Source organism: Nonomuraea sp. NPDC049624 (assembly GCF_040675255.1).
Taxonomy (GTDB): Bacteria; Actinomycetota; Actinomycetes; order Streptosporangiales; family Streptosporangiaceae; genus Nonomuraea.
Map to the genome: position 1 here is coordinate 623,331 of NZ_JBFAOR010000007.1, position 25,886 is coordinate 649,216.

At 74.6% G+C, this 25,886-nt stretch carries 19 protein-coding genes; 17 read left to right on the forward strand and 2 right to left on the reverse strand.

Annotation, left to right across the window (positions count from 1 at the left end; all coding sequences use genetic code 11):
- Positions 1-35 precede the first annotated feature (35 nt).
- On the forward strand, positions 36-2,510 hold the full coding sequence (locus tag AB0J76_RS30755) for a LuxR C-terminal-related transcriptional regulator (RefSeq protein WP_352324388.1): 2,475 nt from the start codon (positions 36-38) through the stop codon (positions 2,508-2,510).
- A gap of 86 nt (positions 2,511-2,596) precedes the next feature.
- On the opposite strand, the gene AB0J76_RS30760 is transcribed toward AB0J76_RS30755, so the two are convergent.
- A complete protein-coding gene (locus tag AB0J76_RS30760; protein ID WP_352324387.1) occupies positions 2,597-5,902 on the reverse strand; it encodes a BTAD domain-containing putative transcriptional regulator in 3,306 nt (1,101 codons plus the stop codon).
- A 214-nt stretch (positions 5,903-6,116) separates the two neighbouring features.
- Here AB0J76_RS30760 and AB0J76_RS30765 point away from each other — a divergent pair, with 214 nt between their 5' ends.
- From AB0J76_RS30765 to AB0J76_RS30840, 16 genes are all read left to right on the forward strand, one after another.
- On the forward strand, positions 6,117-7,742 hold the full coding sequence (locus tag AB0J76_RS30765; RefSeq protein ID WP_352324386.1) for an amino acid adenylation domain-containing protein: 1,626 nt from the start codon (positions 6,117-6,119) through the stop codon (positions 7,740-7,742).
- 14 nt (positions 7,743-7,756) lie between these two features.
- The gene (locus AB0J76_RS30770; protein WP_352324385.1) at positions 7,757-7,975 is read left to right on the forward strand and encodes a phosphopantetheine-binding protein; all 219 of its coding nucleotides are present in this window, start codon (positions 7,757-7,759) and stop codon (positions 7,973-7,975) included.
- Positions 7,972-9,300: an FAD-dependent oxidoreductase gene (locus AB0J76_RS30775; RefSeq protein ID WP_352324384.1), complete on the forward strand. Its 1,329-nt coding sequence runs from the start codon at positions 7,972-7,974 to the stop codon at positions 9,298-9,300. The genes AB0J76_RS30770 and AB0J76_RS30775 overlap by 4 nt, the downstream gene beginning before the upstream one ends.
- Positions 9,293-10,990 carry a class I adenylate-forming enzyme family protein gene (locus AB0J76_RS30780; RefSeq protein WP_352324383.1) on the forward strand — a complete coding sequence of 566 codons (1,698 nt, stop codon included), beginning with the start codon at positions 9,293-9,295 and terminating at the stop codon, positions 10,988-10,990. The genes AB0J76_RS30775 and AB0J76_RS30780 overlap by 8 nt, the downstream gene beginning before the upstream one ends.
- A complete protein-coding gene (locus AB0J76_RS30785) occupies positions 10,987-12,474 on the forward strand; it encodes a lysine 2,3-aminomutase (protein ID WP_352324381.1) in 1,488 nt (495 codons plus the stop codon). Before AB0J76_RS30780 ends, AB0J76_RS30785 begins: the two co-directional genes overlap by 4 nt.
- Positions 12,471-13,529: a hypothetical protein gene (locus AB0J76_RS30790; protein ID WP_352324380.1), complete on the forward strand. Its 1,059-nt coding sequence runs from the start codon at positions 12,471-12,473 to the stop codon at positions 13,527-13,529. The genes AB0J76_RS30785 and AB0J76_RS30790 overlap by 4 nt, the downstream gene beginning before the upstream one ends.
- Positions 13,530-13,534: 5 nt before the next feature.
- Positions 13,535-14,764 carry an AMP-binding protein gene (locus AB0J76_RS30795; RefSeq protein WP_352324378.1) on the forward strand — a complete coding sequence of 410 codons (1,230 nt, stop codon included), beginning with the start codon at positions 13,535-13,537 and terminating at the stop codon, positions 14,762-14,764.
- Positions 14,765-14,766: 2 nt separating this feature from the next.
- The gene (locus AB0J76_RS30800) at positions 14,767-16,023 is read left to right on the forward strand and encodes an MFS transporter (protein WP_352324377.1); all 1,257 of its coding nucleotides are present in this window, start codon (positions 14,767-14,769) and stop codon (positions 16,021-16,023) included.
- Positions 16,020-16,871 carry an SDR family NAD(P)-dependent oxidoreductase gene (locus tag AB0J76_RS30805; RefSeq protein ID WP_352324376.1) on the forward strand — a complete coding sequence of 284 codons (852 nt, stop codon included), beginning with the start codon at positions 16,020-16,022 and terminating at the stop codon, positions 16,869-16,871. Before AB0J76_RS30800 ends, AB0J76_RS30805 begins: the two co-directional genes overlap by 4 nt.
- The gene (gene paaI / locus AB0J76_RS30810; protein WP_352324375.1) at positions 16,868-17,290 is read left to right on the forward strand and encodes a hydroxyphenylacetyl-CoA thioesterase PaaI; all 423 of its coding nucleotides are present in this window, start codon (positions 16,868-16,870) and stop codon (positions 17,288-17,290) included. The genes AB0J76_RS30805 and paaI overlap by 4 nt, the downstream gene beginning before the upstream one ends.
- The gene (locus AB0J76_RS30815) at positions 17,287-18,600 is read left to right on the forward strand and encodes an MFS transporter (RefSeq protein WP_352324374.1); all 1,314 of its coding nucleotides are present in this window, start codon (positions 17,287-17,289) and stop codon (positions 18,598-18,600) included. The genes paaI and AB0J76_RS30815 overlap by 4 nt, the downstream gene beginning before the upstream one ends.
- A 24-nt stretch (positions 18,601-18,624) precedes the next feature.
- On the forward strand, positions 18,625-19,881 hold the full coding sequence (locus AB0J76_RS30820) for a hypothetical protein (RefSeq protein ID WP_352324373.1): 1,257 nt from the start codon (positions 18,625-18,627) through the stop codon (positions 19,879-19,881).
- Positions 19,882-20,073: 192 nt separating this feature from the next.
- On the forward strand, positions 20,074-21,948 hold the full coding sequence (locus AB0J76_RS30825; protein ID WP_352324372.1) for a hypothetical protein: 1,875 nt from the start codon (positions 20,074-20,076) through the stop codon (positions 21,946-21,948).
- The gene (locus AB0J76_RS30830) at positions 21,932-23,395 is read left to right on the forward strand and encodes a hypothetical protein (RefSeq protein ID WP_352324371.1); all 1,464 of its coding nucleotides are present in this window, start codon (positions 21,932-21,934) and stop codon (positions 23,393-23,395) included. Before AB0J76_RS30825 ends, AB0J76_RS30830 begins: the two co-directional genes overlap by 17 nt.
- A gap of 9 nt (positions 23,396-23,404) precedes the next feature.
- Positions 23,405-23,527: a putative leader peptide gene (locus AB0J76_RS30835; protein WP_352324370.1), complete on the forward strand. Its 123-nt coding sequence runs from the start codon at positions 23,405-23,407 to the stop codon at positions 23,525-23,527.
- Between the two features lie 80 nt (positions 23,528-23,607).
- Positions 23,608-24,567 carry a TauD/TfdA family dioxygenase gene (locus AB0J76_RS30840; protein WP_352324369.1) on the forward strand — a complete coding sequence of 320 codons (960 nt, stop codon included), beginning with the start codon at positions 23,608-23,610 and terminating at the stop codon, positions 24,565-24,567.
- 89 nt (positions 24,568-24,656) lie between these two features.
- Here AB0J76_RS30840 and AB0J76_RS30845 read toward each other — a convergent pair whose 3' ends face one another.
- A complete protein-coding gene (locus AB0J76_RS30845) occupies positions 24,657-25,784 on the reverse strand; it encodes an acyltransferase family protein (protein ID WP_352329979.1) in 1,128 nt (375 codons plus the stop codon).
- Positions 25,785-25,886: the final 102 nt, after the last annotated feature.

The following is a 25,886-nucleotide window of genomic DNA, read 5'->3' on the forward strand; positions in this document are numbered from 1 at the left end:
TCCTGGGGTCCAGACACATGAGGATCATGGTGACGTTGCTCAGACACAACCTTCCCGCCGAGCCCGACAGGTTCATCGGCCGGGAACGGGACCTGGACGAGCTGTGCGGGCTGGTCGGTGAGGTCAGGCTGCTGACGCTCAGCGGCGTCGGAGGCACCGGCAAGACCCGGTGCGCGCTGCAGATCGCCTCCCGGCTGGTCCCGTCCTTCCCCGACGGGGTCTGGCTGGCCGAGCTGTCCAGGCTGACCCGGGCCGACCTGCTGGTCCACGAGATCACCAAGGTGCTGGGCGTGCACGAGGAGGGCGTGCGGCCGCTGCTCGACACGCTGGTCGACTTCCTGCGCGGCAAGAAGCCGCTGCTCGTCCTGGACAACTGCGAGCACCTGGTCGAGGCGTGCGCCGAGCTGGCCGAGCGGCTGCTGTCCTCCTGCGAGGACCTGCGGCTGCTGGTGACCAGCCGGGAGCCGCTGAAGATCCCCGGCGAGCTGGTGTGGCGGGTGCCGCCGCTGGCGCTGCCCGGCCCGGCGGAGGCGGCCGAGGAGGTCGAGCGGGTCGAGTCCGTGCAGCTCTTCCTCGACCGGGCGCGGTCGGCCGGGTCGGGGCTCGCGGTCACCGGCGCCAACGCCGGCGACATCGCCCGGCTCTGCCACGCACTCGACGGCCTGCCGCTGGCCCTGGAGCTGGCCGCGGCCAGGACCGCCGCGATGTCGCCCGGCCAGATCTCGGCCCGGGTCAACGACCGGTTCCGGCTGCTGACGGCGAGCGGCCGTACCGCGCCGGCCCGGCAGCGCACCCTGCTGGCCACCCTGGAATGGAGCCACGACCTGCTCTCGCCGCAGGAGCAGGTGCTCTTCAGGCGGCTCGCGGTGTTCAGCGGGCCGTTCACCCTCGACCTGGCCGAGTCCGTCTGCGCGGGGCCGAGCCTGGCCGCCGCCCAGGTCCTCGACGTGCTCAGCGGCCTGGTCGACAAGTCGCTCGTGCTGTTCGACCAGCGCAGCTCGTGCTACCGGATGCTGGAGTCGGCCCGCCAGTTCGCCGCCGGGAAGCTGGAGTCCGCCGGCGAGACCCGGCAGCTGCGCGACCGGCTGCTCCACGGCCTGGCCGACCTCGCCCACCACCACGGCCGCGACGTGTGGGCCACGCCGGGCCTGACCTGGCCGCAGCGCTACGCCCGGCTGCTCGCGCTCCAGGACCTGCTGGGCAACGCCCGCGAGGCCCTGTCCTGGGCCGTCGAGTCCGGCCTGGCCGAGCCCGGCCTGCGGCTGGCGTGCGGCTACATGCCGCTGTGGGCCGGGTTCGGCGAGCTGACCGAGGGCCGCCGCTGGTACGAGAGCCTGCTCGCGCTGCCCGCCGCCCGCCCACTCCGCGACCTGTCCGCCGAGGCCCTGCTCCACCACGCCAACCTGGCCTACGAGCAGCAGGACGCCGCCGCCTGCGGCGAGTCGGCCGCCCGCGCCCTGGAGCTGCGCCGGGCGACCGGCGACGACTTCATGCTGGCCTTCACCCTCGTGATCGCCGGCATGTACGTGGGCACCAAAGGCGACATCGCGCTGGCCGCCGAGCGCGGCGAGGAGGCCCTGGACCTGGCCCTGCGCGTCGGCAACGGCCTGATCGAGGCGTCGGCGCGGCTGCTGCTGTCCGGGGTGGCCGCCTTCCAGGGCCTCCGGCGCGAGTCGCTGACCAGGGGCGAGGAGGCCATCGAGGTCTACTCCCGGTTCGGCCACCGGTGGGGGGTCACCAGGGCCCACCTGGAGCTGGGCCGCTTCGCCGACTTCCTCGGCGACCTCGACAGCGCCCGCCGCCACCTGGAGGAGTGCGCCGAGCTGGCCGAGGAGATGGGGGCCAAGCCCGTCCTCGCCACCAGTCTCGGGCTGCTCGGCGCGGTCCTGGCCCGCCAGGGCGAGGCGGAGCGGGCCAGGGCGCGGCTGGCCCGGTGCGTGACGCTGAGCCGGTCCATGGGCCAGCACCTGCCGATCATCTCCGCGCTGGTCGCGCTGGCCGTCCTGGCCGAGAAGCAGCACGACCTGGAGACCGCCGTACGCCTGTGGGCCGCGGCCAAGGCCATGGAGGAGCGGCTCGGGCTGCCCGTGTGGACCTCCGCCACGCCCGAGCCGCTGCTCGCCCGCGCCCGCGCGCAGGCCGGCGAGGGGCAGGTCCAGCTCTGGTGGACGATGGGCGGCGGCATGACGGAGGAGGAGGCCCTGCGTTACGGCCTGCGGGGCGAGCGGCCGGCCCAGGGCGCGGCGCGGCCCGCGTCGGGGCCCGCGTCGGGCAGTGCGTCGGGCAGTGCGTCGGGCACTGTCGCCGGCCCGGCGTCGGTGCTCACGCCGCGCGAGCGGGAGATCGTCGTGCTGATCAGCCGGGGGCTGTCCAACCGGGCCATCGGCGAGGAGCTGTTCATCAGCCCGGCCACCGCCGCCCGGCACGTCGCCAACATCCTGCTCAAGCTCAACTTCGGCTCGCGCACGCAGGTCGCCGCCTGGGCCGCGGAGCACGGCGTCCTCCACTGATCCCGGCGAGACTGATCCCGGCGGGGCTGATCCCGGCGAGGCCGATTCCCGCGAGGCTGATCCCGGTGGGGCTCCGGCGGGGCCGGTCATCGGCCCGCGGCCACCTCGGCGGGCCGGGCCGGCGGCGGATCCAGGACCGCCGTGAACAGGTCGCCGGCCCGTGCCCGGAACCGCTCGGCGGCCGGCTCGTCGCCGGTGCGGCGGTGGGCGCGTCCCAGCGTCACCAGGGCCCGCGCCTCGCCCAGCTTGTAGCCGCAGCCGGCGTGGACGCGGGCCGCGCGGGCGGCGTAGGAGATGGCCAGGCCCGGGTCGCCGGCCGCCAGCGCCGCCTCCGCGCCCGCCGCCAGCGCCGCGCCCTGCACCAGCACCGCGCCCGCCTTCCTGGCCAGCGCCAGCCCCGCCAGCGTGTCGCGCATGGCGGTCACGTGCTCGTCCAGGCGGGTACGCGCCACGGCCAGCCCCACGAGCGCGTCCGCCTGGCCCACGGCGGCGCCGATGCCGCGGGCCCGCTCCAGCGCGGCGTTCAGCTGCCCGACGGCGGCCCCGGGGTCGGTCTGGCAGCGGATCCGGCCGAGCCCTAGCAGGGCGTCCAGCTCCAGCTTGGGATCGCCGACCGCCAGCGCCCGCCGCAGCGCCTCCTCGGCGTAGCCGAGCGCGTCGGCCCGCCGGCCCGCGTCCAGGTGCACGTCGGCCAGTTCCCGGCACAGGTCGGCCTGGTACCGTTCGCCGATCGCGGCGCCGAGCCCGCGCGCCGCCGTCAGGCACCGCACGGCCTCGCCCAGCCGGCCGGTCAGCCGGAGCACGTTGCCGAGGCTGGCCAGCGCGGCGGCCTCGGTCGCCGGCAGTCCGCGGTCGCGGCAGAGCGACACCGCCTCGCTCAGGCGTTCCTCGGCGGCGTCGAGCCGGCCCATCTGGGTCAGCGCCAGCCCGAGGTCGACGAGCGGCACGGCCCCCACCCGCGCGGAGCGCCGCGAGCCGTCCACGGCCAGGGTCAGCAGCCGCCGGGCCGCGCCGAGCCTGCCCTGCTGGAGGTGGACCACGCCGAGCGCGGCCAGCGCCGCGAGCTTCCCCTCCGGCCAGCCGGCCAGTTCGGCGGCCGTGAACGCCCCCCGCAGCTCCGCGACCGCCTCGGTCAGCTCGGCGGCCCGCCACCGGGTGGCGGCCAGGCAGTGCCCGACGGCCGCCTGGCCCAGGTGGTCGCCGGCCGCGCGGGCGGCCCGCCGCACGTCCCGCAGCACGTCCGTCCAGCCGGGCTGGCCGCCGGTCAGGTCGAGGTAGCCGTTCATGGCGTCGATGAGCCGCCAGGCGTCCGGGTGGTCGGTGGCGTTCCGCACGGCGGCGACGAGGTTGGCGCGTTCGGCGTCCAGCCAGGCCAGCGCGGCGGCGGCGCCGGGAAAGGCGGCCGGACGGCCGGAGCTGTCGGCGGGGGCGCGCAGCAGGTGGGGGTAGGCGACGTCGCCGGCCTCCCGGACCATCCGCAGGTACCAGGCCATCAGCGCGTCCAGGGCGCGGGCCCGTCCCGGCGGGGACTCCTCGGCCAGCACGCGTTCGCGGGCGTACTCCCGCATCAGGTCGTGGAAGGTGTACCGGCCCGGCTCCGGCTCCTCGACCAGGTGCGCGGCGGCGAGCCCGGACAGCAGCCGGTCGGCCTCGGCGGGGACGGTCCCGGCCAGCGCGCCGGCCGCCCCCGCGGTGAACGTGGGCCCGGGGACGAGCGCGAGCAGCCGGAACAGCCGCCGCGCCGCCGGATCCAGGCGGTGATAGGACAGGTCGAACGCGCCGCGCACGGCCGCGTGCGGATCTCCGGTGACCGCCAGGGCCGATAATCGGGTGCCGGTGAGCCGGCGCACCTGACCGGCGATGTCGCCGGCGGCGTCCCCGCCCGGCCTGGCGAGGATGCCCGCGGCGGCGATGCGCAGCGCCAGCGGCAGCCGGCCGCACGCCCTGGCCAGGTCGAACGCCGCGTCCCGCTCGGCGGCCAGCCGTTCGCCGCCGAGGATCCCGCCGAACAGCGTGACCGCCTCGCCGGTGGACAACACGCCGAGCGGGACGGGGATCGCACCGTCCCGGGCGACCAGGCCGTCCAGGCGGTCCCTGCTGGTGATCACGGTGGCGCAGCGATGTCCGCCCGGCAGCAGGGGGCGGACCTGCTCCTCGCTGCCGGCGTTGTCCAGCACGACCAGCACCCGCCGGTCGGCCAGCAGGCTGCGGTAGGCCGCGCTGGCCTCCTCCACCGTGCCGGGCACGCGCTCGGCGGGCAGGCCCAGCCCGCGCAGGAACCGGCCGAGCGCCTCGATCGGCAGCAGCGGCCGCTCGGCCGAGTGTCCGCGCAGGTCCACGTAGAGCTGGCCGTCGGGGAAACGGTGGCGGTTGCGGTGGGCCCAGTGCAGGGCCAGGGCCGTCTTGCCGGACCCGCCCGCGCCGGTCAGCACCGAGATCGCCGTCCCCCCGGCGGCCGGGTCGCCTCCGTCTGCGGGCGCGTCGCCGCCGGCCGCGAATGGGTCGCCGCCGGGCGTGAGCAGGTCGAGCAGCCGGAGCTGGGCCGTGCGGCCGGTGAACTGGCCGGGGGCGGGCGGCAGTTGGGCGGGTGTCACCGTTTCCCGGGAATCGGCCGGCCTGATCGGCGGAACGTTCCCGCGCAGGATGCGCTGGTGCAGTTGCCGCAGCTCGGGGCCGGGGTCGAGGCCCAGTTCCTCGGTGAGGCGGCGGCGGGTGCGCTCGTAGCGCTCCAGCGCGTCCACGCGGCGGCCGGCCCGGCACAGCGCCAGCATGAGCAGGCCGACCAGCCCCTCGCGGAACGGATGCTCGGCGACCAGCGCGATCAGCTCGGGGACCAGCACGGCCGCGCGGCCCGCCCGGACCTCGGCGTCCAGGCACTCCTCGACGGCGCCGAGGCGTTCCTCGGCCAGCGCGTCGCGCAGCCGGTCCAGCAGCTCGCCGCCGGAGACGCCGGTCAGCGGCTCGCCGCGCCACAGGGTCAGGGCGCGGCGCAGCCCGGTGGCCTGCCGCTCGGCCGTCTCCCCGGCGCGTGCCCGGGTGACCGCCGTCCGGAACTCGTGCACGTCCACCTGCCCGGGGTCCAGGCCGAGCTGGTAGCCGCGTGGGCGGTAGGCGATGGTGACGCCGGCCGCGGCCAGGAGGGGACGCAGCCGGGAGACGTACCCCTGCACCAGGTTGCGCGCCCCGGCCGGCGGCCGTTCGCCCCACAGGCCCTCGATCAGCCGGTTCACCGAGACGAGCCGGCCCGCGTCCAGCGCGAGCAGGGCCAGCGCCGCGCGCTGCCGGGGCGGCCCGAGCGGGATCTCCTGGCGCCCCCGCCATGCCCGGACCGCCCCCAGGAGCCCGATCTTCAGTACGTCCGCCAGACCCGCCCGTGCTGTTTCGTCTGACATATCGCATTTCCCCTTTGCCACGTCGCAGGCCGCCATACAGGAGACATGACAGGCAGTACAGCCGAAATCCTGACGCCATCAAGCCCCCGTGCAGCGCCCTGCTGCACTCTGAACGCGATCTCGCTTGGGTTCGCTCCACATTCGCTTGACACGGGCTGACAGACGCGCCGACGCGCGGCCGGCCCCGTCGCGTCACCCCGGGGAAGAGGCAGCGTTGTCCGAACCGCACCACGACGTTCTCCAGGAGTTCGCCCGCACGGCCGGGCTCCATCCCGATCGTCCGGCCCTGGTCCACGACGGTCGCACCGTCACCTACGCCGAGCTGGCCGCCTGGGTCCGCGCGATCGCCCGGCGGCTCGGGCCCGATCCCGGGGCGGTGGGCGTGCCGGCGTCCCGCACGCCGGGGACCGTGGCCGCGCTGCTCGGCACGCTGGCGGCGGGCGGCGCGTACGTGCCCGTCGACCCGGCGCACCCGCGGGCCCGCCGGCAGGCGATGCTGGCGGCGGCCGGCTGCCGCACGCTGATCGCGTCCGGGACGGACGCATGGGCCCCGGACGGCGTCCGGGTGATCGAGCCGCCCGATCACGGCGACCCCGGCGACGACCCGGCGGGCGAGCTGCCGGTCGTCGCGGGGGACGCGCCCGCGTACGTGCTGTTCACCTCCGGTTCGACCGGCGCGCCCAAGCCCGTGGTGACGCCCAGGCGGGCGATCTCCGTCGTGACCGGGGCGCTGCGCGAGCTGTTCGGCATCACCACGGCCGACCGGGTGCTCCAGTTCGCCTCGCTGAACTGGGACACCTGCCTGGAGGAGATCCTGCCCGCCCTGACCGGCGGGGCGGCGCTGGTCTTCCACGACGGCGCGCACTCGGGCTCGTTCCGCCGGCTGTCGCGCGCGGTCGCCGAGGAGCGGATCAGCGTGCTGGACCTGCCCACGGCGTTCTGGCACGAGCTGGTACGGCACCTGACCGACGAAGGGGCCGCGCTGCCTCCGTGCGTCCGGCTGGTGATCATCGGCGGCGAGGCCGTCAGCCCGTCGCGCCTGGCGGACTGGCGCGCCCTGGACACCGGCGGCGTCCGCCTGCTCAACACCTACGGGTGCACGGAGACCACGCTCATCACGCACGCGATCGACCTGCACGGCCCGATGGCCGACAGGGTCGCGGAGGAGCGGGTGCCGGCGGACCCGTCCGGCTCGGCGGTGGGGGAGCGGACGTCCGCGGACTCGTCCGGCTCGGCGGTGGGGGAGCGGGCGTCGGCGGCGGGGGAGCGGGTGCCGATCGGGTGGGCGCTCGCGCACGTCGAGCAGCGGGTGAGCGCGGAGGGCGAGTTGCTGGTCGGCGGGCCGGCCCTGGCGCTGGGCTACCTGGGCCTGCCGGAGGCGACCGCCGCGCGCTTCGTCGTCCCGGAGGCGGGCGGCGGGCGGTTCTTCCGCACCGGGGACCGGGTCACCGTGACCGGCGGCGGGGCGCTCGTCCACGAGGGACGGCTCGACCACGAGCTCAAGATCCGGGGCATCCGGGTGGACCCGGCCGAGGTCGAGGCGCACATCGCGGGCCATCCGGGCGTGGGCGCGGTGGCGGTGGCGGGCGTCACGGTCGCCGACCACACCACCCTCGCCGCGTACGTCGTCCCCCGCCCGCCGACCGGCCGGGGCGCCCAGGACCCGGAGTCCGGCCGGGGCGCCGAGGGCGGGCTGGCCGCCGAGGTGCGGGACTACCTGCGGGACCGGGTGCCGGGCCACCTGGTGCCCAGCCGGATCACCGTCGTGCCCGAACTGGCCTACACCACCAGCGGAAAGGTCGACCGCGCCGGTTCGCACCGGCGCTACACCACCAAGTGAAGGAGATCATGCACGTGGACGTCACCGCCGTCTCTGACATCTTCCGGCGGGTACTGGAAAACCCTGAAATAACGGATGATTCCGACTTTTTCGTCTTGGGTGGGGATTCGCTGCTCGCCACCCGCGTCCTCAGCGCCATCGCCCGCGACTGCGGCGCCGAGCTGGACTTCGACGACTTCCTCGACGCGCCCACCCCCGCCGCGCTGGCCAAGAAGATCGCGAGCCTGGCATGAGGGTCGTCGTCGTGGGAGCGGGCCTCGCGGGGCTCACCGCCGCCGCCGACCTGGCCGCGTCCGGCGCCGAGGTCACCGTGATCGAGGCCAGGGACCGCGTCGGCGGGCGTACGCACGGCATCGAGGTCGCCCCCGGCGGCTGGGCCGACGCGGGCGCGGCGTACCTGGGGGAACGGCACACCGCGCTGACGGCCCTGCTGGCCGAGCTGGACCTGAAGACCACCCCGGCCACCGTGGACGGCGCGGCCAGGTTCGCGCTCGGCGGCGAGCCGGGGACCGGCCGGTTCCCGCCCCTGTCGGCGGTCGCGCTGGGCGGCCTGTTCGACGCGCTGGAGGAACTGGCCGCCGCCGTCCGCCCCGACGCCCCCTGGCTGACCCCGGACGCCGCCCGCCTGGACGCCACCACGGCGGCGGACTGGGCCGCCGAGCACCTGACGCATCCGGACGCGCGGCTGTTCTTCCCGCTGTTCGCCGGCGAGATGATGGCCGCCGACCCGGCGGACGTGTCCGTCCTGCACCTGGCCTTCTACCTGCGCTCGGGCGGCGGCCTGCGCTACCTGAACGCCTTCGCGGGCGGCGCGCAGGAGGACCGGATCGACGGCGGCGCCCACCAGGTGTGCCTGCGCCTGGCCGCCCGGCTCGGCGACCGGGTGCGCCTCGGCGAGCCGGTGCGCGCGGTCCACCAGGACGCGACCGGCGTGGACGTCGTCACCGCGACCGGCGCCACCAGGGCGGACGCGGTGGTGGTCGCCGTCCCGCCGGCGCTGGCCGACGCCGTGGAGTTCCGTCCGGGCCTGCCCGCGCCGCGGTCGGGCCCCCGTACGGCGCCCGGCTGCGCGGTGAAGGTGCACCTGGTCTACCCCGCGCCGCTCTGGCGCGGGCAGGGCCTCTCGGGCTGGTCGGTCAGCGCGGACGGCCCCCTGCTGTCCACCGTGGACGACTCGCCCGCCAATGGCTCGGCGGGCGTGCTGACCGGGTTCGTGACCGGCGCGCAGGCCAAGGCGTTCGCCGCGCTGCCCCCGCGCGAGCAGGCCGAGCGGGCGCGGGCCCAGGTCGCGCGGCTGTTCCCCGGGCTGCCCGCCCCGGACGCCTGCCACGTGACCGACTGGCTGAGCGACGAGCACAGCCGGGGCTGCTACGCGGCGCTGTTCGGGCCGGGCGACTGGCTGCGGCTCGGCCCGCGGCTGACGACCCCCCACCAGCGGGTGCACTGGGCCGGCACCGAGACGAGCACCGAGTTCTTCGGCCTGATGGAAGGCGCCATCCGCTCAGGACACCGGGTGGCCGCGGAGATCGACGCGACGTGGAGGCACATCCATGACTGACCAGACCCCCATCGCCCCCCTTGCCGTACGGCAGGGGTTCATGACCGAGCCCGGCCTCGGCGCGGGCAACTTCCTCGACCACGCGCTCGCGGCCAACCCCAACCGGTCGGTGCCGTTCGTTTTCAGCCACCACACCGACCACCGCGGCCAAGTCGTGTTACGCGGCCACAGCCTGACCGACCTCGCGGCCCTGCGCGACCGGTACGCCACCTGGTACCACGCCAACGGCGTGCGGCCCGGCGAGCCCGTGGGCGTCGTGGTCGCCGAGGGCCTGGAGCCGCTGCTGCACTTCCTGGCGCTCACCGCGCTCGGCGCGATCCCGGCGATGGTCAACGACGCCATGCGGGCCGACGTCATGGCCGGCTACCTGGAGCACGTCGGCGTGGTGGGCGTGGTCGCCGACGACACGACCCGGTTGCAGCTCGCCTACCGCAACACGCCGCGCGCCCGGCCCCGGTTCGTCGCCCTGGCGGCCGAGGTACGGGCCCACGACGCGGCGTCGGGCGGGCTGCCGGAGCAGTACCCGTACCGGCACGAGCCGGACGACGTGGTGGCGCTCATCCACTCCTCCGGCACCACCGGCACTCCCAAGTCCACCATCCTCGGACATCGCAGCTTCTGGGACGGTAAACAGCTCCGGATGGTGCGTTTCCCGGCGGAGCCGTACGACCGGTTGATGTCGCTCATGCCGCACACGCACGCGGGCGGGCTCAGCTACTTCCTCACCGCGGTGCTGCTCGGGCTGCCGACCGTGATCATGTCGGACTGGCGGCGGGCCGGGGTTGAGCCCGTCATGGAGGCGTTCCAGCCGACCATGGTGGCCTCGTTCCCGCGCACGTTCGTCGAGCTGGCCACCGGCGAGCTGCCGGTTCGCGGTGCGGCCAGGGTGCACTCCTGGTTCAACACCGGGGACAGCGCCCACTACGGCCACATCCGGCGGCTCGTCCAGCTCGGCGAGCGGCCCGCGGGGCTGATCAGGTCGTGGCTGCTGCCGCGCGGCGAGGCCGCCGGCGAGCCGCTGCCCGGCTCCCAGTTCGTGGACGGGCTCGGCTCCTCGGAGATGGGCATGGCGCTGTTCGGCCAGGTCACCTCCCCCGAGACGCCGCGCGCCGACCGCTGCGTGGGCAAGCCCCAGGACGCGGTGATCAAGGCCGCCGTGCTCGACGAGAACGGCCGGGAGCTGCCCGACGGCGAGGTCGGCCTGCTGGGCGTGATCACCCCGTCGCGCACCCCCGGCTACTGGAACGACCCCAGGCTGACCGGCAGCTTCGAGCTCAACGGCTACTGGCTCACCGGCGACGTCGCCCGCCGGGACGCCGAGGGCAACTTCTACCACCTCGACCGCACCGTGGACGTGATCGACACCGCGGCCGGGCCGGTCTACAGCCTGCCCGTCGAGGAGGTCCTCATCGCCGACTGCGCGGACCTCGTCCAGGACTGCTCGGTCGTCGGCGTGCCGGGGCCTGAGGGGCAGGTGCCGATCGCCGTCGTACGGGCGCAGGCCGAGGCCGCCGCGGTCACCGCCGAGGAGATCAGGGAGAAGGCCAACAAGGCCCTGGCCGACGCGGGCCTGGCCACGCTGGCCGCGGTGATCCTGGCGCGTACCGAGCAGGACTACCCGCTCGGCCCCACAGGCAAGGTGCTCAAGCGCGAGCTCCGCACCCGGCACGCGGCGCTGTTCGCCGGATGAGCCCGAACGACGACAAGCCCCGCCGCCCCGCCGCCGACGTCGAGACCGCCCGGTCCGGGGCCGCAGGGCCCGGGGCCGCGGGGCCCGGGGCCGCGGGGTCCGGGGCCGCCCGGTCCGGGGGTGCGGGGTCCGGGGCCGCCGACCGCCCCTATGTGTACGCGCGGCGGGCGCTCGCCGAGCCCGACTGGCGGCGGCTGCCGGGGTGGCGCGGGATCACCGAGGCGCAGTGGCGCGACGCCCAGTGGCAGCGCGCCCACTGCGTGCGCAACGCGGCGCAGCTGCGCGCCGTGACCGGCGACCTGCTCCAGGACGCCTTCCTCGCCGACCTGGCCGCCGACGCGGCCCGGTACGCCACCATGTCCATCCTGGTCACGCCCCAGCTCCTCAACGTCATGGCACCGGACGAACCGGGCGATCCGGCCGCGTTCACGGCGGCGTTCCTGGCCAACCCGGTCCGCCGCTACCTGCTGCCGGTCGCCTCCGACCGGCACCCGGTCTGGCCGAGCCATCCGCGGGCCCAGCGGGACTCGCTGCACGAGGCCGAGATGTGGGCGGTGGAGGGCCTGACCCACCGCTACCCGACGAAGGTGCTGGCCGAGCTGCTGGCCACGTGCCCGCAGTACTGCGGCCACTGCACCCGGATGGACCTGGTCGGCACCTCCACCCCGCAGGTCGTCAAGGCCAGGCTCACGCTCAGGCCGGTGGACCGGCAGGAGCTGATGCTGGACTACCTCAAGCGCACGCCCGCCGTCCGCGACGTGGTGGTCTCCGGCGGCGACCTGGCGAACATGCCGTGGCCGCGGCTGGAGGCGTTCCTGCTGCGGCTGCTGGAGCTGGAGTCCGTACGCGACATCCGGCTGGCCACCAAGGCGCTGGTCGGGCTGCCGCAGCACTGGCTCCAGCCGGCCGTGGTCGAGGGCGTGGGCCGGGTGGCCGCCGTCGCGCGGGCCCGCGGGGTGAACCTGGCCGTGCACACCCACGCCAACCACGCCCGCTCGGTGACGCCGCTGGTCGCCGAGGCGGCCGCGGCCCTGCTCGCGGCCGGCGTGCGGGACGTGCGCAACCAGGGCGTGCTCATGCGCGGCGTGAACGCCACCCCGCACGACCTGCTCGACCTGTGCTTCGCCCTGCACGGCGAGGCCGGGATCCTGCCCTACTACTTCTACGTCTGCGACCTGATCCCCAACGCCGAGCACTGGCGCACCCCGCTGCACCAGGCCCGGCGCCTCCAGGAGGCCATCATGGGCCACCTGCCCGGCTACGCCACGCCCCGGATCGTCTGCGACGTGCCCTACGTCGGCAAGCGCTGGGTGCACCAGGCCGCCGCCTACGACCTCGAACGCGGCGTCTCGTACTGGACCCGGAGCCACGGGATCGGGCTGGAGCCGCCCGGCCCGGAGCGCCGCTTCCCCTTCTACGACCCGATCGACACCCTGCCCGAGCCCGGCCGCCGCTGGTGGGCGAGCCAGAAGGGAGAGTCATGAGCCCGTTGCGCCGTTTGTGCTGGATCTTCCCCGACCGGGAGTCCACCCGGGCCACCGCGATGTGGCACCCGTTCTTCTGGGACCTGTACGAGGAGGTCGCCGCCGAGCTCGGCCTGCGCTGGACCAGGAACTCCCCGGACTCGGTCACCGTGGACGCGCTGGAGCCCGGCCGGCCCCGCGTCTTCGTGGACGACGAGCCCGTCACCCCCGAGGACACGCTCTTCATCACCGCCCTGTACTCCCTGCCCTACCAGTCGATGGACGTCTTCAACCAGTACGCCCTCTACGCCGTGCTGGAGGAGGCCGGCTTCTACCTGCCGTTCCCGCCGTCCCTGTCGCCGGTGGCCAACGACAAGCTGGCCACCGTCCTGCGGCTGCGCGACTCGCCCGTGCCGCCGATCCCGACCCTGCGCATCGGCACCGGCCGGGACACCAGCAAGCACCTGTACGAGGCCGCCATCGACGGCCTCACCTACCCGGCCCTGGTCAAGCCGGCCGGCTGGTGCGGCGGCGGCGGGGTGAACCTGGCCCGCGACTCCGAGGAGCTGCGCGGCCTGGCCAGCCTCGCCCAGGGCGGCGACACCACGCTCGTCGTCCAGCCCTACCTGGGCGACGGCACCGTGGACTACCGCGTCTACGTCGTGGACGGCGAGCCGTACGCGGTCATGAAGCGCATCCCGGAGCCGGGCTCGCCGGTCGCCAACGCCAGCAGGGGCGGCACGATGGAGTTCCCGCCCGTGCCGCCCGAGCTGGCGGCGGCCACGGCGTACTTCTACGAGCGGCTGCCCATTCCGTTCTTCTGCGTCGACTTCCTGCACGACGGCGAGCGCTACTGGTTCTCCGAGCTGGAGCCCGACGGCGTGATCGCGCCCGACCTCGGCGACCCCGCCCGCACCCTCCAGCGCGACGTCACCCGCGCCCGCTGGACGGCCTACCGCGACGGCCACACCCGCTTCCTCAAAGACCGCCTCTCCCCGGACCGCCTCCCGCACGACCGCCTTCCGCAAGAACGTCTCCCGCAAGAACGCCTTCCGCACGAACCCGAGAGCTGGTGACCCCCATGACCGAATCGTTCTCGCTGACGTCCGCGGCGGCCGAGCCGCTGCTGCGCGTCCCGAGGCGCTCGCTGGAGCGGCTGAGGAGCGTGCCCGCGCTCGCGCCGCGCTACGAGGGCCACGAGAAGGTGCTCACGCTGGAGGACCTGGCCGCCCTGCCGCCGCTGGTCAAGGACGACCTCAACGTCGCGCTCGCGCACCTGGAGCCCAAGGCCGGACAGGGCGCGACCTGGCTCTTCCAGAGCGGCGGCAGCACCGGCGCGCCCAAGGTCGGCTACGCCCCCACCGGCTTCTACATGGACGGCGTGCACCGCCACTGGCAGCCGCTCGAACCGGACGACGTCTTCGTCAACGCCTGGGGCGCCGGCCGCATGTGGGGCGCCCACTTCCTGGCCGCGGCCCTCGCCGACCTGTCCGGCTGCCGGGTCATCGCGCTGGGCTCGGTCGGCAAGGAGGAGTACGGCGACTGGCTCGGCTTCTTCGCCGACCGCGGGGTGACCGCGTTCGGCGGCACGCCCAGCGTGCTGCGGCTGTGGTTCGCCCACGCGCGGGCGGCCGGCCTGCGCCTGCCCGCGCTGCGCAAGGTGCTCTGGCTGGGCGAGGCCTGGCATCCCCAGCTCGACGAGGACCTGGCCGAGGTCGCCCCGGACGCGCGCCGCTGGGGCATGTTCGGCAGCACCGAGACGTGGGTCGCCGCCACCAACACCCCGGACTGCCCGGCCGACGTCTTCCACCCGCTGCCCGACCAGCTCGTGCACACCGACGCCGACGAGCTGCTGGACTTCACCACGCTCAACCCCGACATGCTCAACCCGGTGCTGCGCTACCGCACCGGCGACGCCGGCCGCCTCGTCTCCTGCCCGTGCGGCCGGGACGGCAGGGCGCTGCGCATCCTCGGCCGCCGCGACTCGGTCGTTCAGGTGCGCGGCCTCGGCCTGCACGTGGACGACGTCGTCGCCCAGGCCGAGCGCGAGCCCGGCGTGCTGCGCGCCCAGGTCCTGGTCACCGAGCGGCAGGGCCGGGTCTCCGGCGTGGACGTGCTGCTGCTGACCGGCCCCGACACCCCGCCCGACCTGCCCGGACGGCTGCGCCGCGACCTCCTGGCCGCCACCTTCACCCTCAGCACGGCCTTCCAGCACGACCCCGGCTCCTTCCGGGTGCGGACGGTGGACGCGCTGATCGGCAACGACCGCACCGGCAAGACGTCCTCCTTCGTCGTGCGGGAGGAGCAGTGAGGATGCCGGGGTCGCTCGGCAGGGAGTTCGGCCTCTACTGGAGCGGCCAGACGGTGAGCCTGCTCGGCGACCGGATCACCGTGTTCGTCGTGCCGACGCTGATGATCTTCGTGTTGCACGCCTCCGCGCTGGAGGTCGGCATCGTGGCCATGGCCCAGTACCTCGGCATCCCGCTGCTCGGGCCGATCGCCGGGGTGCTCGTGGACCGGTGGGACAAGCGGCTGACCATGGTCGTGTGCGACCTCGTCCGGCTGGTGGCGGTGGGGGTCATCCCGGTCGCGTACTGGTGCGGGGTGCTCTCGACGCCGGTGTTGTTCGTGTGCGTGGCGCTGATCAGCGGCGCGACCATCTTCTTCAACATCGGCTACCTCGTCGCCGTGCCCACGACCGTGCCGCAGGACCGGCTGGTGCGGGCGTACTCGCGGCTGGAGGGCAGCAGCACGGTGTCGGAGGTGGCCGGGCCGTCGATCGCGGCCGGCCTGTACCACCTGCTCGGCGTCGCCTCGCTGCTCGTGGACGCGGCCAGCTACCTGGTCTCGGCGGCGTGCCTGCGGGCCATGAAGCCGTGGGGCGTCACGACCGGGGAGCGGGTGCCGGTGCGCTCGCGGCTGATGCTCGGCTTCCGGCTGAACTGGGCCGACCCGGTGCTGCGCCGGGTGGTGCTGGCCGCGGTGGTGCTCAACTCGGGCGGGCCCGTCTTCGTCACGGTCCTGCCGGTGCTGGCCTACCAGGGGCTCGGCGTCTCGGTGGGCGTGTTCGGCGCGGCCATGTCGGCGGCGGCCGTCGGCGCGGTCCTCGGCGCGCTGGCCGCCCCGAGGATCAGCGACCGGCTCGGCCTCGGCCGGACCATGGCCTGGGCGCTGCTGCTGCACTGCCTGGTCGGTCTCGGCGTGCTGGCCGCGCCCGCGCTGCCCGCCGCGCCGGTGATCGGCGTGACGTTCGGCTGCTACGGCTTCTTCATGTCGTGCATCAACGTGTGCAGCGCGCCGATCCGGCAGTCGCGGATGGCCGCCGAGAACCAGGGCGTCATGCACGCCGCGTTCCGCACGGCGACCTGGGGGGTGATCCCGCTGGCCGCGCTCGCGGGCGGGTCGGCGGTCACGCTGCTGACGCCCGCGCTGGGCGTGCTCGGCGCGGCGCAGGCCGTCATGGCCGGCGGCACGCTGCTGGCCGCGTTCTCGTTCCTGCCCGCCTCGGGGATCCAGGCCCGCATGGACCGGGCCGAGCCGCGGGCGCACCTGGCGGGGAGCACGTCATGACGACCGTGCTGATCACCGGGACCTCGTCGGGCATCGGGCTGGCCACCGCGGTGACCGCCGCGCGGGCCGGGCTGACGGTGGTGGCCACCATGCGCGACCCCGGCCGCGACGGCGACCTGCGCGCGGCGGCCGACCGGGCCGGCGTCGCCCTGGACGTCCGCCGGCTCGACGTCACCGACCCCGCCTCGGCGCGGGCCTGCGTGGAGGGCGTGCGCGAGACGTACGGAGGGCTGGACGCGCTGGTCAACAACGCGGGCGTGTCGAACTTCGACCCCACGATGGAGATGTCCACGCCGGAGGCGCTGCGCGCCAACTTCGAGGTCAACTTCTTCGGGGTGATCGAGGTCAGCCGGGTGGCGATGCCGCTGCTGCGGGCCGCCGGCGGGCGTCTGGTGACGGTCGGCAGCGTGCACGGCGTCGTGGGCCAGCCGTTCAACGAGGCGTACGCGGCGGCCAAGGCGGCGGTCGAGGGGTTCATGGAGAGCCTGGCGCCGGTCGCGGCCGCGCACGGCGTACGGGTGAGCGTGGTGGTGCCCGGCTTCGTCTCCGACACCCGGTTCGGGATTTTTCCAGATATCAACCGGAAGACCATCCGGGCCGCCTCCGGCCCGTACGCCCCCGCCTTCGACGCCTACCTCGACTGGGTGTGCGGCCCCGGCTGGGAGGGCGCCGGCCAGACCTCCTGGCAGGTGGCCGACGTGATCGTGGACGCGCTGACCGCCCCCGACCCGCCCTTCCGCATCCCGACCGGGCCCTGGGCCTCCCGCTACGTGGCCGGCAAGCTCGCCGACCCCGACGGCTCGGCCGTCCAGGCCATGGCCAGGACCTGGCTCGGAGCCACCCCATGACCGGCCCCGCGACCGAGCCCGCGACCGGCCCCGACCCGGCCTGCCGGGCGCTCGGGATCGCGCTGGAGGAGGCCGCCGGCGGCCGGGCCCGGCTGCGCATGCGCGTCACCGAGGACATGGTGAACGGGCACGGCGTCGCCCACGGCGGCTACCTGTTCCTGCTCGCCGACGCCGCCTTCGACCACGCCTGCAACAGCCGCGGCCCGGTCATGCTGGCCCACAGCGCCCAGGTGACGTTCCTGCGCCCCGCCGCCGCGGGCGACGTGCTGGTGGCCGAGGCCACGGAACGGGCAAGACACGGTCGGCACGGCGTCTACGACGTCACCGTACGCCGCCCGGCCGGGGAGATCGTCGCGGAGTTCCGCGGCCACGGCGTCGTGGTCGCCGGCCGTCCCACCAACGAGGGGAGAACCGAATGAACCGGCGGACCGGACGCTGGATCGAGCACTGGGAACCCGAGGACCCGGGGTTCTGGGCGGCCGTCGGACGCCGTGTCGCCACCAGGAACCTGATCTTCTCCATCTTCGTCGAGCATCTCGGCTTCGCGGTGTGGCTGCTGTGGAGCGCCGTCGTCGTCCTGCTGCCGAAGGCGGGCTTCCCGTTCACCGTCGACCAGCTCTTCTGGCTGGTCGCGGTGCCGAACCTGGTCGGCAGCACGCTGCGGCTGCCCTACACCTTCGCCGTCTCGGCCTTCGGCGGGCGCAACTGGAACGTGGCCAGCGCCCTGCTGCTCCTGGCGCCGACCGGGCTGCTGGCCTGGCTGGTCACCGATCCGGCCAGGCCCTACTGGATGTTCCTGGCCGCCGCGGCCACGGCCGGGCTCGGCGGCGGCAACTTCGCCTCCTCCATGGCCAACGTCTCCTACTTCTACCCCGAGCGGCGCAAGGGGTTCGCGCTGGGCGTGAACGCGGCCGGCGGGAACCTGGGCGTGGCGGTCGTGCAACTGCTGATCCCGCTGGTGGCGGCGGGCGGCCTGGCGTACGCCGGGCTGGTGTGGATGCCGCTCGTCGTGGCCGCCGCGCTGTGCGCGTACCTGTTCATGGACAACCTGGCCGTCGCCAGCACCGACTTCGGCACCCAGGGCAGGGCGTTCCTGCGTCCGCACACCTGGGTCATGTCCTTCCTGTACATCGGCACCTTCGGCTCGTTCATCGGTTACTCGGCGGCGTTCCCGCTGGTCGCCCGGTCGGCGTTCGCCGAGTCCGCCTCGCCGTACCTGGCCTTCCTCGGGCCGCTGGCCGGGTCGCTGGCGCGGCCGGTCGGCGGCTGGCTGGCCGACCGGTACGGCGGCGCCAGGGTCACCTCGTGGTCGTTCGTCGCCATGGCCGCCGGGGCCGTGGCCGCGCTGGCCGCGCTCGGACGGCACAGCTTCCCGCTCTTCCTGGGCGCGTTCCTGCTGCTGTTCGTCGCCTCGGGGGCGGGGAACGGGTCCACGTACCGGATGATCCCCGCCATCTTCACCGCGCAGGCCAGGCACGGGTCGCCGGACGCGCGGCTGCGGGCCAGGCGCGAGGCCGCGGCGGCCATCGGCATCGCCTCCGCGGTCGGCGCGTTCGGCGGGTTCCTCATCCCCCGCGGCTTCGCCGTCTCGCTGGCCGGGACGGGCTCCGTCGCGCCCGCCCTCCAGGTGTTCATCGGCGCCTACGCCGTCTTCCTGGCCACCAACTGGTGGTTCTACCGCCGCCGGGTGCTGGCGCGGGTCCCGAGCCTCGCCCACAGCCGGATCTGAGCATCGACGACCGAGGAGTGACACATGCCCGCCAAGTCCCTGCGTGACCTGATCGGCTTCGCCCGGCGGCACTCGCCGTTCTACGCCGACCTCTACCGCGACCTGCCCGACGGCGTGGACGACCTCACCGCGCTGCCGATCATCGACCAGAACGCCTTCTGGGCCGCCAACACCCACCCCGGCAACAGGCTGCTGACCGGCCCCCTGACCGACGCCGGCGTCTACGCCTCCGGCGGCACCACCGGAGCGCCCAAGTTCTCCCCCTGGACGCGCTCCGAGCACGCCGACTCGGTCACCGCGTTCGGCGCCGGCATGGTGAGAGCGGGCCTGCGTCCCGGCCACCGGGTGGCGAACCTGTTCTCCGCCGGCGAGATGTACGGCGGCTTCCTCTACATCGAGCACGCCCTGCACAACGCCCCCGTCGACAACGTGCGCCTGCCCATCGCCTGCCACGCCGAGGACGGCTACATCGCCGACCTGATCGAGCTGTTCGGCGTGCACGTGCTGGCGGGGCCGCCGATGAAGCTCGGCAAGGTGGCCGAGGCGGTGATCGCGCGCGGGCGCGGCGCGGACACCGTGGAGCTGCTGCTGTTCGCCGGCGACCTGCTCTTCGACGACCTGCGTCCGCAGCTGGCCAAGGCCTTCCCCGGCGCGGCGATCGCCTCGCTCGGCTACGCCTCCGTGGACGCCGGGCTGATCGGCGGCCCGGTGGCCGGCGCGGACGTGCGGGTGCACGAGGCGTTCCCCGAGCGCACCCTGGTGGAACTGCTCGACGAGGTGACCGGCGACCCGGTCACCATGCCCGGCGTGCGCGGGCGGGTGGTCGTCACCAACCTGTTCAGGACGCTGATGCCGGTCATCCGCTACCCGGTCGGCGACCTGGGGGAGTGGACCGACGCGGACTGCCGGGCCTTCCGGCTGGTCGGCAGGACGTCGGAGGGGGCCAGGGTGGAGACGGTGGCGATGTCCAGCGAGGCCGTCCGGGCCGTGCTGGTCGCCGCCGACCCGGACCGGGCGATGTCGGCGATGCAGATGGTCCAGCGCCGCTGGGACGGCAAGGACGGCCTGCTGCTCCGGCTGGCCTGCACGCAGGAGCCGCCGCCCGGCCTGACCCAGCGGCTCGTGGACGCCGTGTACGCGGCCAAGCCGCTCTACCCGAAGTCCGTGGACGAGGGGCTGGTGCACCCGCTGACCGTCGAATGGGTGCGGCCGTCGGAGCTGGTGACGCACCCGCGTACCGGGAAGGTGCTGCAGGTCGTGGACGAGCGCCCGCATCCCTGACCCGGGCCGGAGCCTCCGGCCCTGGCCGGAGGCTCCGCATTCATCCGGATTCTTCCGCCGTCGCCCGGTACTTCGTTTCTATGATGGAAACGAGCGTCCGCGGGGCGATGCTCACCCGGGCTCACCCGTGGGCTCACTCTCGGGGCTCACTCGGGCACGCACCAGCTGACGACGACCCGGCAGGTTGCTGCGATGGCGGATTCGTTCAACGACGCTCACCTTCGCCTGGTGACGAAGGAGTGCCTCCCGCTGGGGAGCGGCGACCGGCTCCCGGTCATCGTGCTGCTCGGCCCCGACGGCACCGACCGCGAGGTGTGCCTCACCCGCGTCTGGCGGAGCGTCACCAGGCCCGACTCGCCGCGGGTGCGGGTGGACTTCCGGCTGCCGGGGCTGCGCGACGCGCCGGTGGTCAAGACGGTCGAGCGCATCGCCCACGACCTGATGGAGACCTCCAGCGTCCGGCTGCCCCGGGTGGTCTTCGCGCTGCACGTGCTGGCCCTGGACCCGCGGGACCGCTCCGACAACGAGCTGGCCGGCGAGCTGGACGACCTCGTGGACGGCGGCGACCCCGAGCGGCTGTCCGACGCCCTGTCCCTGCTGCGCGACCTGCTCGGCCGCATCCCGGGGGCCGAGCCGCTGGCCGCGCTCACCTCGGTGCTCCAGTACGCCGCCCGGGGCCAGCGCCGCCGCGTGGTCAGGCTGCTCAACGACAAGGGCAGGACGTGGCTGGCCGCCCAGATGGCCAACGGCAACGTGATCGACCTGGCCAGACGGCGGGACGGCCACGGCGGCGACCCGTCCGGGTCCGCGGGGGCGATCCTGTGCCGGGCCCTGGTCGCCGACCTCACCGACTCCTGGTCCAAGAGCCACCGCCACGCCCGCAGCTGCCTGCTGCTGCTGGAGGGGGCCGAGACCGCGGCGGGCCGCGCGCTGCTCAGGGCGCTCGGCCCGGCCAAGGGCGCCGACCCGCTGCTGGTGGTGGCGGAGTCGAGGGAGTGGCTGCCGATGGGCGGCTCGTGGGCGCGTCCCGGCACGGTGGTGCCCGGCGCGGCCCACCCGCCCACGCTGGCGGAGGCGAGCTACCGCGACTGGCGGGCCGGCTACGACGCCCGGGAGCAGCCGTGGTGGTACCCCGTGCTGATGCCGCCGCTGGAGGCCGACAGGTCGCGCGCCTACGCCTCGGCCGTCCGGGAGCTGACCGGCGGCCATCCGGCCGTGACCCGGCGCCTGGGCAGGCTCGCCGCCACGGCCCAGGACGACGACGCCTTCCGCGCCGTCGTGTGCCGCGAGGACCTGCTGCGCTGGCCCGACCGGCTGCACCTGGCCCACCTGGACGAGCTCACCGACTGGGCGGCGGCCAGGAACGTGGACGACGCCGAGAGCGCCCTGCTCAAACGGGCCGGCCGGACGCCGAACCTGCGCAACGAGCTGGCCGACCAGCTCTGGCTCGACCGCCGCCCGGAGGAGCGGGACCCGCACGGCCGCTACGAGGGGGCGCGCGGCCCGCAGGTCACCGTGATCCATCCGTGGCTGCGGCGGCTGCTGCTGCACCGGCTCGCCGTCACCGGACGCTGGGACGACGTGCACGGCGACCTGGAACGGTTCCACCTCGGCCCCGGCGGCGAGGAGAACCCGCGCAGCCTGCACCACCGCCTGGCCCGCGTCGGCCGGGGCGACCCCGAGGGCCATCTGACCCACGTCGCCGATCACCTGCACCGGCTCTTCGACCGGCTCGACGTGCGCGAGGACGGCCGCAGCCGCCTGCCGGAATGGCTGGCCGGCTTCAACGAGGTGACCACCGCCCCCAACCGGCTGCCGCTGGTCACCCCCCTGGACGAGCTGTACGACTCCCTGGTGGCGACCGCCGCCCCGCACGAGCGCGGGGACTGGCTCGTCGTGGTCAGAGCCCTGGTCGTGGACCGCTGGTTCTGGCTCGACCCGCTGCTCGACCCGTCCGGGAGCCGGGCCGAGCAGGTCGCGCGCGGGCTGCGGGACCTGGCCAGGCGGTCGACCACCAGTCCGGCGATCTTGTTACGGGAGGCCGACAGGTATGAGCGACGACGGTGACCTCGGCACGGCCGGGGCGGGCGATCCGGCGCCGGCGGAGGTCGGTGCGAAGTGGGCGGCGGGCCGCCGCAACCGCGTCCTGCTGCGCAGGGCGCTGGCCGGGGTGCTCGTCGTGGCGGCCGTCGTCGTCCTCGGGCTGTACGTCAGGACGTCGCGGCTCACCGACGACAGCGACGCCTTCGGCCCCGACCTGGTCCCGGTCATGAGCCGCATCGCCGCCGAGAACGCCGCGGTGGAGAAGGAGCACCCGGACGACTACGTCACCGTCGTCGCGATGTTCCCGATGACCGGCTCGCTCACCGACATCGCCCTGAACCGGGAGAGCATCAGGCACGGCCTGGAGGGCATCCACCTGGCGCAGGTGTGGCGCAACCGGCAGCCCTCCTCGCCGCCGTACGTGCGGGTGCTGGTCGCCAGCGACGGGCCGCAGGACTGGGAGCCGACGGTCGAGGCCGTCCGGGACCGGACCGCGCAGGAGCACATCGTGGCGGTGACCGGGCTGGGCGCCAGCACCGGCGCGACCCGCAGGACGGTCGCCGCCCTGAGCGCGAGCCGGTACGCGATGGTCTCGGCGGTCATCACCTCCGACGAGCTCACCGGCTTCCCCGGGCTGGCCCGCGTCGCGGCGCTGAACAGCGAGCAGGCCCAGGCCGGGGTGGTGCACGCCAGGAAGGTCAACCCCCGGCTCAAGGCGGTCGTGATCAAGGATCTCAACCCGGCCGACAGCTACGTCAAGACCCTCGCCCGGTTCTACACCGGCTCGCTGGCCGGCCGGGAGAGCGTGATGGAGTTGTCCTTCGACTCCTCGACCAGGTTCTCCGGCACCGTGCTCGACGTCATCGCCGAGCGCGTCTGCAACTCCGGCGCGAACACCGTCCTGTACGCCGGGCGCAGCGAGCAGCTGCCCGCGCTGATGCAGGCGCTCAGCCAGCGCGAGCGGTGCGTGCGGCCCGGCGTCACCGTGGTCACCGGCGACGACGCCAGCGAGATGAACCGCAAGGTCGACCTCGGCATGTGGGGGGACACCCGGATCCGGCTCTTCTACACGGCCCTGGCCCACCCGGCGAGCCTCGCGCTGCCCGGCGGCGGGGTGCTCACGGCGATCCGGGCCAGGTTCGAGGGCGACGACGCCGACAGCTTCCGGCGCCTGTTCCCGCACGAGAGCCTGGACGACGGCATGGCCATCATGCACCACGACGCCATGTTCGTGGCCCTGGAGACGGCCAAGGCGTTCGCCCGCGAGCCGGACGTGCCCTCGCCGCAGGACATGGCGAACATGCTGACCAGCGGCACGGTGTCGGTCGAGGGCGCCAGCGGCCCGATCAGGATCGTCGAGGGCGGCGCCCGCCAGACCAAGGAGATCCCGATCCTCCAGCTCAACCCGGACGGCACCTCGGCGTACTCGGGCCGGGTCACGGTGACGGACGGCGGCCCCGGCACGAGCTGACCAGTTTTCATGTATTACCTATTGCTTTTGTGGGAAATTTCGCGCAGGATCAGAGGCGTGAAGAGCCTTCTGGTGGCCCGCCTCCACGTCGACCTCCGGCGGCAGGCGAGCGCGCTCTGTGCCGTGCGGTGACCTCCGGGTCCCCGCTCTCCTCGGACGCGCGAGCGTCCTTCCCCCAGACCTTCCCCGAAGCTCAGAGGAGTGGCCGAACCATGTCGACCCCCACCAGCGTGCTCACCGTCCGGCGCGTCGCCGGGCACATCGGCGCCGAGATCACCGGCGTCGATCTGGCCCACCCGCTCGATCCGTCCGTGGTCGAGGAGATCCGCCAGGCGCTGCTCGCGTACAAAGTCGTGTTCTTCCGCGGGCAGGAGCTCGACCACGCCGCGCAGATCGCCTTCGCCCGCCAGTTCGGCGAGCTGACCCACGCCCACCCGCACGAGGACGCGCCGCCGGAGGAGTTCCCGCAGATCCTGACCATCGACCCGCGCCGGTACGAGAAGCGTTACGGCGTCAACTACCGCGAGCTCTACCAGCGGAGGCGCTACTCCTACTTCTCCGGCTGGCACACCGACGTCACCGCCGCCGTCAACCCGCCCGCCGCCTCGATCCTGCGGGCCGAGATCGTGCCGGAGTTCGGCGGCGACACCCAGTGGACGAACCTGGTGGCCGCCTACGAGGGCCTGTCCGCGCCGCTGCGCGACCTGGTGGACGGCCTGCGCGCCGAGCACCGCTTCCTGGCCGGCTACCAGGCCGCCGACGAGGACGGCAAGCTGGTCAAGCGCATCAACGACAACCTGCTGATCTCCGTGCACCCGGTGGTGCGGGTGCATCCGGAGACCGGTGAGCGGGCGTTGTTCGTCAACCCCGGCTTCACCGACCACATCGTGGGCCTGTCGGCCGTGGAGAGCCGCCGCATCCTCGACCTGCTGTACGAGCAGCTCACCCGGCCCGAGTACACCGTGCGGTTCCGCTGGCAGCCCGGCAGCGTCGCCTTCTGGGACAACCGCGCCACCGCCCACCTCGCCCCGTCCGACCTCGACCACCTCGACGTGCCGCGCACGCTGCACCGGGTCACGCTGATCGGCGACCGTCCCGTCGGACCCGACGGGTTCGTCTCCGAGATCGTGGCCGGAAGGGAGTTCAGGGCGCAGTCACTCGTGGTCGCCTGACGACGGCGGCCACCTCCGCGAGCGGGACCCGCTCGCGGCACCGGACGCGCGGGCGGGGGCTGGGGGGTGCCCGCCCGCGGCGTCGGTCCCTACTTCTGGACGGGGGCGCGTGACCCGCTCAGCCGGCGCCTGAGCCGCTGGGCCGGGGCCTCGATCACGTGGTACGTCACCAGGCACAGCGGGATCAGGACCAGGTAGTACAGCACCAGGTTCGGCAGCAGGCGCAGCAGCAGGGGATGCAGCAGGTAGACGGAGAAGCTGATCACGCCGAGCCGGGTCAGCACGCGCGGGAACGTCCTGTGGCGCAACGCCAGCCCCACCCCGAACACGGCGAACGCGAGCACGAGCGCGGGCGCCCATCCCGGGTCGTCCTTGGCGGGGACGCCGCAGGCCACCACCGCCAGGCAGGCGAGCCCGGCGGTCCGCCAGGAGATCGCGCCCTGCTCGGCGCGGTGCACCGCGGTCCCGGCGAACATGGCCGCCAGGATGATCACGCCCTGCCAGGTGCCGGCCCGGCTGCCCAGGACCACCAGCGCCAGGCCGAGCAGCCCGCCCGCCGCGGCGGCCGCCGTACGGGCCCGGCCGTCCCCGAGGGCGGTGACCGCGATCGCCGCCACGACCGCGAGGACCAGCAGCGCGGCGGTCAGGTCGGCACCGCCGTTGATCGACGCGCCCGGCAGCAGCAGCCCCGCCGGCACGGCCAGCGCCGCCAGCGCGACGGCGATCCCCGCCGACCTGCGGGCCTGGCCGGTCGCGAACAGCGCCACGCTGATCAGGTAGAACGCCATCTCGTACGACAACGTCCAGGTGACGCCGATGACGGGCGGCAGGTTGAGCAGCTCCTGCAGCATCGTCAGGTTGCCGAGCGCGACCAGCGGCGCGGGACGTTCGCCGAGGCGCGGATCCAGCGGGAACAGGCCCGCGAGGGCGAGCAGGGACGCCAGGCCGAGGGCGGCCAGCAGCAGCGGCAGCAGGCGGAAGGCCCGCCCGGTCCAGAAGGCGCGCAGGTCGCCGCGCCGTTCCAGGGACGCCGGGATGATGTAGCCGCTGACCAGGAAGAACACGAAGACGCCCCACGTGCCGAGGTCGATCCTGCGGTCCACGACCGCCCACGCGGCCGGGACGAAGGACCAGCCCGCGTGGTGCGCGGTGACGGCCAGCGCGGCGGGCCCCCGCAGGGCGTCCAGCCAGGCCAGCCGGGCGGAGGCGGGGGACATCTGTCGGATTCTAGGCCATTTGCGACAGAACCTTCCTGACCGGACGGCCGCCCGGATCGCGGTCGGCTCAGGCTTCCCGGGCCGGCTCGCCGCGTTCGGTCG

Excerpts from the sequence above, each read along its gene's own strand:
- AB0J76_RS30760 (WP_352324387.1), bottom strand. The coding sequence starts at position 5,902 with ATGTCAGACGAAACAGCACGGGCGGGTCTGGCGGACGTACTGAAGATC.
- AB0J76_RS30775 (WP_352324384.1), top strand. The coding sequence starts at position 7,972 with ATGAGGGTCGTCGTCGTGGGAGCGGGCCTCGCGGGGCTCACCGCCGCC.
- AB0J76_RS30780 (WP_352324383.1), top strand. The coding sequence starts at position 9,293 with ATGACTGACCAGACCCCCATCGCCCCCCTTGCCGTACGGCAGGGGTTC.
- AB0J76_RS30785 (WP_352324381.1), top strand. The coding sequence starts at position 10,987 with ATGAGCCCGAACGACGACAAGCCCCGCCGCCCCGCCGCCGACGTCGAG.
- AB0J76_RS30790 (WP_352324380.1), top strand. The coding sequence starts at position 12,471 with ATGAGCCCGTTGCGCCGTTTGTGCTGGATCTTCCCCGACCGGGAGTCC.
- AB0J76_RS30795 (WP_352324378.1), top strand. The coding sequence starts at position 13,535 with ATGACCGAATCGTTCTCGCTGACGTCCGCGGCGGCCGAGCCGCTGCTG.
- AB0J76_RS30800 (WP_352324377.1), top strand. The coding sequence starts at position 14,767 with ATGCCGGGGTCGCTCGGCAGGGAGTTCGGCCTCTACTGGAGCGGCCAG.
- AB0J76_RS30805 (WP_352324376.1), top strand. The coding sequence starts at position 16,020 with ATGACGACCGTGCTGATCACCGGGACCTCGTCGGGCATCGGGCTGGCC.
- paaI (WP_352324375.1), top strand. The coding sequence starts at position 16,868 with ATGACCGGCCCCGCGACCGAGCCCGCGACCGGCCCCGACCCGGCCTGC.
- AB0J76_RS30815 (WP_352324374.1), top strand. The coding sequence starts at position 17,287 with ATGAACCGGCGGACCGGACGCTGGATCGAGCACTGGGAACCCGAGGAC.
- AB0J76_RS30820 (WP_352324373.1), top strand. The coding sequence starts at position 18,625 with ATGCCCGCCAAGTCCCTGCGTGACCTGATCGGCTTCGCCCGGCGGCAC.
- AB0J76_RS30825 (WP_352324372.1), top strand. The coding sequence starts at position 20,074 with ATGGCGGATTCGTTCAACGACGCTCACCTTCGCCTGGTGACGAAGGAG.
- AB0J76_RS30830 (WP_352324371.1), top strand. The coding sequence starts at position 21,932 with ATGAGCGACGACGGTGACCTCGGCACGGCCGGGGCGGGCGATCCGGCG.
- AB0J76_RS30835 (WP_352324370.1), top strand. The coding sequence starts at position 23,405 with ATGTATTACCTATTGCTTTTGTGGGAAATTTCGCGCAGGATCAGAGGC.
- AB0J76_RS30840 (WP_352324369.1), top strand. The coding sequence starts at position 23,608 with ATGTCGACCCCCACCAGCGTGCTCACCGTCCGGCGCGTCGCCGGGCAC.
- AB0J76_RS30845 (WP_352329979.1), bottom strand. The coding sequence starts at position 25,784 with ATGTCCCCCGCCTCCGCCCGGCTGGCCTGGCTGGACGCCCTGCGGGGG.